Annotated in this window: 1 protein-coding gene; it reads right to left on the bottom strand. The window is 42.4% G+C overall.

Annotated features, from left to right (window positions below):
• The coding region (locus ACU8YE_RS24080) for an LUD domain-containing protein (RefSeq protein ID WP_446929872.1) at nucleotides 1-506 on the bottom strand (506 nt) is incomplete at its 3' end.
• Nucleotides 507-571 lie beyond the last annotated feature (65 nt).

Raw genomic sequence — 571 nt, forward strand, 5'->3', positions numbered from 1 at the left:
GCATAAGGCAATTCCCCAAACTGTTTATATCCACCTAAAATTGGAGAAAGCACAGCACCAATTGGTCCTGGATAAATAGAGCCATAACCGTGCCCTCCAATATGGCGATAGACCGGACAAACATTCAGACAAGACCCACAACGAATACACTGTAAGACTGGCTGAAAGGCTGTTCCTAACGCTTTTGAACGTCCGTTATCCAAAATGACCACGTGAAATTCTTCTGGACCATCGGATTCATCCGCATTTTTTTGCCCGGCAAACGTCACATACGTTGTTAAATTTTGACCAACGGCACTTCTGGCTAAAAGGTTATCTAAAACCTCTGCTTCACGCATTGTTGGTACGATTCTTTCCATCCCCATTAACACGATTTGTGTCTTAGGAATACTGATGGTCAAATCAGCATTTCCTTCATTTGTATTTAAGTTAATTAAGCCGCTATCCGCAATATCGACATTACAACCTGTAATGCCAATCTCCGCTTCCAAAAAGAATTTGCGCATCACTTCTCGTGCACAGCGTGCCAAATTTACCGGGTCATTATCTCCTTGATACCCTAATTTTTTCG

Source organism: Ralstonia sp. VS2407, assembly GCF_052950655.1.